Origin of the sequence: Streptomyces sp. NPDC048331 (genome assembly GCF_043201215.1) — a bacterium.
GTDB lineage: Bacteria > Actinomycetota > Actinomycetes > Streptomycetales > Streptomycetaceae > Streptomyces.
Genome location: NZ_JBICYT010000007.1, coordinates 251041 through 258140, shown reverse-complemented (window position 1 = coordinate 258140; position 7100 = coordinate 251041). Strand labels below are relative to the sequence as shown.

The 7100-nt window shown below is 72.3% G+C and carries 7 protein-coding genes; all 7 read right to left on the bottom strand.

What is annotated here, in order from left to right; all coding sequences use genetic code 11:
* Window positions 1–473: 473 nt before the first annotated feature.
* Window positions 474–1214: a DUF3159 domain-containing protein gene (locus tag ACGFYY_RS14165; RefSeq protein ID WP_393709261.1), complete on the bottom strand. Its 741-nt coding sequence runs from the start codon at window positions 1212–1214 to the stop codon at window positions 474–476.
* Window positions 1215–1217: 3 nt separating this feature from the next.
* Window positions 1218–1637, bottom strand: coding sequence for an OB-fold nucleic acid binding domain-containing protein (locus ACGFYY_RS14160; RefSeq protein ID WP_078626234.1), 420 nt, complete (start codon window positions 1635–1637; stop codon window positions 1218–1220).
* Window positions 1638–1661: 24 nt separating this feature from the next.
* Window positions 1662–2348 (bottom strand): response regulator, encoded by a 687-nt coding sequence (locus ACGFYY_RS14155; RefSeq protein ID WP_365264262.1) that lies wholly within the window; start codon window positions 2346–2348, stop codon window positions 1662–1664.
* The gene (locus ACGFYY_RS14150) at window positions 2345–4975 is read right to left on the bottom strand and encodes a DUF4118 domain-containing protein (RefSeq protein ID WP_393709258.1); all 2631 of its coding nucleotides are present in this window, start codon (window positions 4973–4975) and stop codon (window positions 2345–2347) included. The genes ACGFYY_RS14155 and ACGFYY_RS14150 overlap by 4 nt, the downstream gene beginning before the upstream one ends.
* A gap of 185 nt (window positions 4976–5160) precedes the next feature.
* The gene (locus tag ACGFYY_RS14145; RefSeq protein ID WP_365264257.1) at window positions 5161–5937 is read right to left on the bottom strand and encodes a DUF3710 domain-containing protein; all 777 of its coding nucleotides are present in this window, start codon (window positions 5935–5937) and stop codon (window positions 5161–5163) included.
* 1 nt (window position 5938) lies between these two features.
* Window positions 5939–6484, bottom strand: a complete 546-nt coding sequence (dut, locus tag ACGFYY_RS14140) for a dUTP diphosphatase (protein ID WP_365264255.1) — start codon at window positions 6482–6484, stop codon at window positions 5939–5941.
* Window positions 6484–7068: a PaaI family thioesterase gene (locus tag ACGFYY_RS14135; protein ID WP_365264253.1), complete on the bottom strand. Its 585-nt coding sequence runs from the start codon at window positions 7066–7068 to the stop codon at window positions 6484–6486. Before ACGFYY_RS14135 ends, dut begins: the two co-directional genes overlap by 1 nt.
* Between the last annotated feature and the right edge of the window lie 32 nt (window positions 7069–7100).

Genomic DNA, 7100 nt, shown 5'->3' with positions numbered 1-7100 from the left:
GGCTCGTACCGGACGTACCGCCGTGGTCCGACAACGCGGCGAGGTGCCGTGCCGGGCAGCGCGACCCGGTGAACCTTTCCGGTCACGGCACTAGCCGCCCGCCGCCCTGCGGGCCCGTTCGACGCCGAAGGGGGCGCCCCGTGCCGGGGCGCCCCCTTCGGCCTTCCCCGCCACGAACGTGGCCGAGGCCCCGGCCTGTCGGCCCGTCGGCCCTACGGCCGCCTGCGTGACCGTCGGCGCCCGCTCCGCGGCTCTACGGCCTGCCGCCTCGCCGGCCGGACGGAGGACCCTACGGTCGGGCGCCCCGACCGCCGGACTGCCCGACCTCCGGACGGCTGCCGGCTGCCGGCTGCCGGACGGCCTGTCGGCCCTGGGCCCCTGCACGACGTACCCGCCGCGCACGCGCGGCAGCGCGAAGGGGCGGGACCGGCCTCCAGAGCCGGTCCCGCCCCTCACGTCAGCTGTGGGCCCGGTCAGGCCTTGGGCGCCTTCGCGGCGGCCTCGGCCGCCTCCTTGGCCTCCCACTCCGCGATCACGTTGATCGGCGGCGGCGCCTTCGCCAGGAAGACCCAGGTGAAGTACACGGCGAGCACCATCGGCGGGAGCTTCAGCGCGATCAGCACCCAGCCCAGCTGTGTCGCGTCACCCCAGAAGTACAGCGGGAAGAGGATCGCGTACTTGGCGAGGAAGATCAGGCCCCAGGCCAGGCTGGCCTTGACGTACGCCTGCTTGCGGCCGGGGTTGCGGGTGCGCCAGGAGAGGTTCTCCTTGAACACCGGCCCCAGGATCACGCCGAGCAGGGGGAAGCCCACCAGCGCCGAGAGCGTGAAGGCCACGCCCAGGCCCGCACCGTAGATCATGCCGGGCAGGTAGAAGCCCTTCGCGTTGCCCGTGAAGAGGGCGAAGGCCACGCCCACGCCCACGCCGAAGACACCGCTGAAGGCGTGCTTGACGGTGTCCCTGCGGACGAGCCGCAGGATCACCAGCAGGACCGCGACGGCGCCCGCGGCGATCGCTGACATCTGCACGTTCTTGTTGATCGTGTAGATCATCACGAACAGCAGGCCCGGGAGCATCGTCTCCACGGTGCCCCGGATGCCGCCGAAGGCATCGAAGAGCGCCGCCTGGGTCACGGCCTTGTGTTCCTCGGAAGGGGTGGCGGCGTGGCGCGGCCCCGCCGGTTCCGGGGTGGTCGGTTTGTCGAATGACGTCACCGGTCAGTGCTCCTGTCCGAGCGGGCGGAGTTCGTACTTCGGGTTGAAGAGCACCCGACGGCCGTGGGTCATGGAGATGCGCCCCGAGGCGATCATGCGTCGGCCGGGCTCGATTCCCACGATCGAGCGACGCCCGAGCCAGACCACGTCCAGCGCGGCCGAGCCGTCGAAGAGCTCGGCCTCCAGGGCGGGAACGCCCGCACGCGGCCGCAGGGTGACCGTACGCAGGGTTCCGGTCACCTTGACTATCTGGCGGTCGTGGCAGTCGCAGATCCGCGTGCACCCCGCGGCCTCTGCGTCCTCCTGCAGCTCCGCCGAATGCAGCTCCTCCTGGGAGGTGGACAGCCGCTCAATCATCCGGCGGAACCGGCCCGCAGGCCTGGCCGGCTTCGCGGGCTTCTCGGGACGCGGTTCAGCACTCATACAGGAAGCGTACCGGCGTGCCGACTACCGCTCGAAGCGGTATCCCATGCCCGGTTCGGTGATGAAGTGCCGCGGGTGCGAGGGATCGGCCTCCAGTTTGCGCCGCAGTTGGGCCATGTAGACCCGCAGGTAGTTCGTCTCGGTGCCGTACGAGGGCCCCCAGACCTCCTGGAGCAGTTGCTTCTGGCTGACCAGCTTGCCCCGGTTGCGGACCAGGACCTCCAGCAGGTGCCACTCGGTGGGCGTCAGGCGTACGTCGCGTCCCTCGCGCACGGCCTTCTTGGCGGCCAGGTCCACCGTGAAGTCGGCCGTCTCCACGATCACCTCCTCCTCGCCGGAGCCCGCGGCCGGCTCGGCCCGGCGGACGGCGGCGCGCAGCCGCGCCAGCAGCTCGTCCATGCCGAAGGGCTTGGTGACGTAGTCGTCGGCGCCCGCGTCCAGCGCCTCGACCTTCTCGTCGGAGCTGTGCCGGGCGGAGAGCACCAGGATCGGTACCCGGGTCCAGCCGCGCAGGCCCCTGATCACCTCGACGCCGTCCATGTCGGGCAGCCCGAGGTCGAGGACGACCACGTCGGGGTGGCGGGCGGCCGCGAGCTCCAGGGCGGTCGCGCCGTCCGCGGCGGCGTCGACCTCGTACCTGCGCGCCTTCAGGTTGATCACAAGGGCTCGGACGATCTGCGGCTCGTCTTCCACCACGAGCACCCGGGTCATCGAGGTCCTGCTTTCTGTCGCGTCATCCGATCACGGTCGTGATCAAGTTCTATCCGTTCCGTCGGATCCGCCGGATCCGCCGGATCCTTCCGTTCCCTCGGATCCGCCGGTCCCCGCGCCCGGCCGCCGGCCACCGCGCGCAGGGTGAGCACCATGGTCAGCCCGCCCCCGGGGGTGTCCTCGGCCGTCAGGGTGCCGTCCATGGCCTCGGCGAACCCTCGGGCGACGGCGAGCCCGAGGCCCACGCCGGCCCCGCGCGGGGCGTCCCCGTACCGCTGGAAGGGGGCGAATATCCGGTCCTTGGCCTGGTCGGGCACGCCCCGCCCGCGGTCGACGACCCGGACCTCGACCCGGTCGCCGAGGCAGCTGGCCGCCACCAGGACGGGCTCCCCCGCCGGGCTGTACTTGACGGCGTTCTCCACCACGTTGGCCACGGTCCGCTCCAGCAGCCCCGGGTCCACCGCCACCATCGGCAGCGTCTCGGGCACGTCGAGGAGCACGCTGTCCTCCGGTACGCCGCCCAGCGCCATCGGGACCACCTCGTCGAGGTCGACCTCCCGGATCAGCGGGGTGACGGTGCCGGTCTGCAGGCGGGACATGTCGAGCAGGTTGCCCACCAGGTGGTCCAGGCGGTCGGCGCCGTCCTCGATGCCTTCGAGGAGCTCGGCCCGGTCGTCCTCGCTCCACTCCACGTCGGCGGAGCGCAGGGAACTCACGGACACCTTGATGGAGGCCAGCGGCGTACGGAGGTCATGGCTGACGGCGGCCAGGAGGGCGGTGCGGATCCGGTTGCCCTCGGCCATGCGGCGGGCCTCCTCGGCCTCGCCGACCAGACGCTGGCGGTCCAGGACCACGGCCGCCTGCGCCGCGAAGGCGCCGAGCACCCGGCGGTCCTCGGCGGGCAGCACGCGGCCGGACAGGGCCAGGGCCATGTGGTCCCCGATGGGCATGTCCACGTCCGCGTCCTCGGGCCGGGCGACGGGGCTCGGGCCCACGCTGCCGGCCGGTTTCCACGGCTCCACGTCGTTCGCCCGCTCCAGCAGGGCGACGGACTCCATGGCGAAGGTCTCGCGCACCCGCTCCAGCAGGGCGTCCAGCGTGGTCTCGCCGCGCAGCACGCTGCCGGCCAGGAAGGAGAGGATCTCGGACTCCGCGCGCAGTCGGGCCGCCTGGTGGGTGCGCCGGGCGGCCAGGTCCACCACGGAGGCCACCGAGACGGCGACCCCGAAGAAGACGGCGATGGCGACGATGTTCTTGGGGTCGGACACCGTGAACCGGTGCAGCGGAGGCGCGAAGAAGTAGTTCAGCAGCAGCGAACCGAGGGCGGCGGAGGCCAGGGCGGGCCAGAGCCCGCCGAGCAGTGCGGCCGCCACCGTGAGCGACAGGAAGAGCAGCATGTCGTTGGCGAGGCCGAGGTCCGCGTCGACGTGCGTGAGCAGCAGGCACAGCAGTACGGGGAGGATCGTGCCCACCACCCAGCCGGCGATGATGCGGGACCGCCCCAGCCGGGCCGCCGAGCGCACCACGGGCAGGCCGCGGCCCTTGGCCACGTGCTCGTGCGTGACGATGTGGACGTCGAGGTCGGGCCCCGAGTCGCGGGCGACGCTCGCGCCGACGCCAGGCCCGAGGACGTACTGCCAGGAGCGGCGGCGGCTGGAGCCGAGCACGATCTGGGTGGCGTTGACCCCACGGGCGAAGGCGAGGAGGGCGTCGGGGATGTTGTCGCCGATCACATGGTGAAACGTTCCGCCCAGGTCTTCGACCAGGGTCCGCTGGATCGCCAGCTCCTTCGGCGAAGCGGCGGTCAGCCCGTCGCTTCGGGCGATGTAGACGGCCAGGATCTCGCTTCCCGAGCCCTTGGCGGCGATCCGCGAGGCCCGCCGGACGAGCGTGCGCCCCTCCGGCCCGCCGGTGAGCCCGACGACGATCCGCTCCCGTGCCTGCCAGGTCGAGCGGATGTCGTGCTCGCCCCGGTACTGCTGGAGGTACTCGTCCGCCCGGTCGGCCACCCACAGCAGCGCCAGCTCGCGCAGCGCGGTGAGGTTGCCCGGCCGGAAGTAGTTGGACAGGGCCGCGTCGACCTTCTCGGGCTTGTATATGTTCCCGTGCGCCATCCGCCGACGCAGCGCCTGCGGGGACATGTCGACCAGCTCGACCTGGTCGGCCCGGCGGACCACCTCGTCCGGCACGGTCTCCCGCTGCCGCACCCCGGTGATCGACTCGACCACGTCCCCCAGCGACTCCAGGTGCTGGATGTTCACGGTGGACACGACGTCGATGCCGGCCCGCAGCAGCTCCTCCACGTCCTGCCAGCGCTTGGCGTTGCGCGAGCCGGGCACGTTGGTGTGCGCGAGTTCGTCCACCAGCGCCACGGCGGGACGGCGGGCGAGGACCGCGTCCACGTCCATCTCGGTGAAGGCGGCCCCCCGGTACGTCAGGGTTTTGCGCCCGACCTGTTCGAGGCCGTGGAGCATGACCTCCGTGCGCGGCCGGTCGTGATGCTCGACGAAGCCGACGACGCAGTCCGCGCCGCGCTCCACCCGACGATGGCCCTCGGAGAGCATCGCGTAGGTCTTGCCCACACCGGGTGCCGCGCCGAGGTAGATCCTGAGCTTGCCGCGTCCCATGCGCCCCATTGTCCGGGACGTCCACGCCGGGCACGCACCGATCCGGGCCCCGGCGCCGATCCCTGACGGATCCCTGACGCGGCCCGCGCACGGCGCCGACAAGCCGGTGGGCCCCACCCCGAAGGAGTAGGGCCCACCGGCCGAAACGCATGACGAGCCCCCCTGTGCGCGGGGGTCGTCCGAGGTCAGCGGACCTCGGTGATCTCCGGGCCGCGGTCGAGCTGCCCCATGCCGCCGCCGAAGCGGGAGCCTTCCTGGTCGTCCGTCTGCACACCGTCCGGCACCATCTGGGCGTCGTTCGGCAGCTTCAGGACGATCGGGTCACGGGGAGCCATCGGGCCGTCCCCGCGGACGACGACGGTGTCCCGGAAGATCTGCTCCAGCACACCCGCCGACTCGGGGCGCACCGCGCCCTGGCCGGAGATGACACCGCGCAGGAACCAGCGCGGGCCGTCGACGCCGACGAAGCGGACCAGCTGCGCGCCGGTCTGCCCGTCCGGAAGCGGTACGGGAACCTGTGCGCGCAGCTCCCAGCCCAGCGAGCCCTGGGCCTCGTCGATGATGCCGCCCTGCTGGGTGATACCCGAGGCGATCTCCTCGCGGACCTCTCCCCAGATGCCTTCCTTCTTGGGCGCGGCGAAGGCCTGCAGCTGCACGGCACTGTCGCCCAGGACCACGGTCGCGGCCACGATCGCGTCACCGGCGACCTCGACGCGCAGCTCCATGCCCTCGACACCGGGTACGAGGATGCCGCCCAGGTCGACCCGGCCGTCGGCCGGGTTCCCGAGTACCTCGGAGACGTCCCAGGGGCCGTCGGGCCGCGGGGCCGGCGGCAGGTTCACGCGGCGCGGGGCAGCGCTCTCCTGCTCGCCCGCGTCGTCCTGCTCGGCGACGCCGTCCACGACCTGCTCGGCCGCGCCGCCGTCATGGGCGGAGTCGTTCTTCTTGCGACGTCCGAACACGTCACTGTCCTTCCCGGTCGGTAACGACCGAAGCGTAGCCATTCCCACCCTGCTGACCAGCCCCGGATCCGGCCACGGCCGCATGCCCGCCGGTGGAGCCGAAGCCCCCCTCGGCCCGGGCCGAGCCGGGAAGTTCCGCCACCTCGTGGAAGCGCACCTTCTCGACCCGCTGGACAACCAGCTGGGCGATGCGGTCGAAACGCTCGAACCGGACGCTCTCGCGAGGGTCGAGATTGACCACGATCACCTTGATCTCCCCACGGTACCCGGCATCCACCGTCCCCGGGGCATTCACGAGCGCGAGCCCGCAGCGTGCGGCCAGGCCGGACCGGGGGTGCACGAAGGCCGCGTACCCGTCGGGCAGGGCGATCGACACTCCGGTGGGCAGTACGGCGCGCTCGCCGGGCTCCAGCTCGGCGGCCTCCGTGGTCACGAGGTCGCAGCCGGCGTCGCCGGGGTGCCCGTACGCCGGAATCGGCACCTCCGGGTCGACGCGGCGGATCAGTACGTCGACCGCCCGGTGGGAGTCGTGGTTGCTCTGGGACATCAGGGGTTCACCTCAAAGGCGCGTGCGCGCCTGACCTGGTCCGGGTCGGCCATCGCCGCCCGGATCTCCTCGGGCCGTCCGTTGTCGATGAAGTGGTCGACCTTCACCTCGATGAAGAGGGCGTCGGCACGCACGGCGACCGGGCCCTGCGGTCCGCCTATCCGACCGACGGCGGTGCAGTAGATCTTCCGCCCGGCGACGGCGGTGACCTCGGCCTCCAGGTACAGCACGGTGTCCACCGGCACGGGCCGTACGAAGTCGGTCTCCAACCGCCCCGTCACGGCGATGATCCGCAGCAGCCAGTTCAGGGAACCCAGCGTCTCGTCGAGCGCGGTGGCGAGCACCCCGCCGTGGGCGAGACCGGGTGCGCCCTGGTGCGCGGGCTTGACGGTGAACTCGGCGGTGATGCTCACGCCCTCGCCCGCCCGAGCCTCCAGGTGCAGTCCGTGCGGCTGGCCCCCGCCGCACCCGAAACAGTGCTCGTAGTGCGCGCCGAGGAGCTCGCCGGGGGCGGGCGCGTCAGGGTGCCTGACCGGCGCGGCGGCGTCGGCCGGGGGCGTCAACGCTGTGTTTCGTCCACTCACAGCCGCAGACCTTACCCGCGCGGCTACCCACC

Excerpts from the sequence above, each read along its gene's own strand:
- ACGFYY_RS14155 (WP_365264262.1), bottom strand. The coding sequence starts at position 2,348 with ATGACCCGGGTGCTCGTGGTGGAAGACGAGCCGCAGATCGTCCGAGCC.
- ACGFYY_RS14160 (WP_078626234.1), bottom strand. The coding sequence starts at position 1,637 with ATGAGTGCTGAACCGCGTCCCGAGAAGCCCGCGAAGCCGGCCAGGCCT.
- ACGFYY_RS14150 (WP_393709258.1), bottom strand. The coding sequence starts at position 4,975 with ATGGGACGCGGCAAGCTCAGGATCTACCTCGGCGCGGCACCCGGTGTG.
- dut (WP_365264255.1), bottom strand. The coding sequence starts at position 6,484 with ATGTCCCAGAGCAACCACGACTCCCACCGGGCGGTCGACGTACTGATC.